This window comes from Nonomuraea sp. NPDC049141 (genome assembly GCF_040648415.1).
Taxonomy (GTDB): Bacteria; Actinomycetota; Actinomycetes; order Streptosporangiales; family Streptosporangiaceae; genus Nonomuraea.
In genome coordinates, this window is the sequence record NZ_JBEZDR010000255.1 from 1 (window position 1) to 1,189 (window position 1,189).

A 1,189-nucleotide genomic window follows, 5' to 3' on the forward strand; every position below is an offset into this window, starting at 1 on the left:
CTAAGCAGTCCCCTTAACGTTCCGGCACCGGGCAGGCGTCAGTCCGTATACATCGTCTTACGACTTCGCACGGACCTGTGTTTTTAGTAAACAGTCGCTTCCCCCTGGCCACTGCGACCACCACCAGCTTCGGAGGCACGCTCCTACACCAGCAGAGGTCCCCCTTCTCCCGAAGTTACGGGGGCAATTTGCCGAGTTCCTTAACCGCAGTTCACCCGATCGCCTTAGTATTCTCTACCTGACCACCTGAGTCGGTTTAGGGTACGGGCCGCCACAACACTCACTAGAGGCTTTTCTCGGCAGCATAGGATCATCCACTTCACCACAATCGGCTCGGCATCACATCTCAGGATTAATACGAGGCGGATTTGCCTACCTCGCTCCCTACATGCTTACCCCAGGACAACCATCGCCTGGGCTGGACTACCTTCCTGCGTCACCCCATCGCTTACCTACTACCCGATCGGATCGAGCGTTCAGCCTCACCCCTAGTCCCGAAGGACATCAGAGGACTTAAGGACTCTTAGCATCACGAGGTTCGATATGGGCGCATTGAAGCGGGTACGGGAATATCAACCCGTTGTCCATCGACTACGCCTGTCGGCCTCGCCTTAGGTCCCGACTTACCCTGGGCGGATTAGCCTGCCCCAGGAACCCTTGGTCATCCGGCGCGAGGGTTTCTCACCCTCGATTCGCTACTCATGCCTGCATTCTCACTCGCACAGCCTCCACAGCTGGATCACTCCGCTGCTTCACCGGCTGCACGACGCTCCCCTACCCATCAACCCCACAAGTGAGGTCAATGCCACGACTTCGGCGGTGTACTTGAGCCCCGCTACATTGTCGGCGCGGAATCACTTGACCAGTGAGCTATTACGCACTCTTTCAAGGGTGGCTGCTTCTAAGCCAACCTCCTGGTTGTCTCTGCGACTCCACATCCTTTCCCACTTAGCACACGCTTAGGGGCCTTAGTCGGTGATCTGGGCTGTTTCCCTCTCGACTACGAACCTTATCGCCCGCAGTCTCACTGCCACGCTCTCACTTACCGGCATTCGGAGTTTGGCTGACGTCAGTAACCTTGTCGGGCCCATTAGCCATCCAGTGCTCTACCTCCGGCAAGAAACACGCGACGCTGCACCTAAATGCATTTCGGGGAGAACCAGCTATCACGGAGTTTGATTGGCCTTTC

The 1,189-nt window shown here is 56.9% G+C and carries 1 rRNA gene; it reads right to left on the reverse strand.

Annotation, left to right across the window (positions count from 1 at the left end):
* Positions 1-1,189: ribosomal RNA gene (locus tag AB0B91_RS66295) — 23S ribosomal RNA — on the reverse strand; the annotation flags it as partial.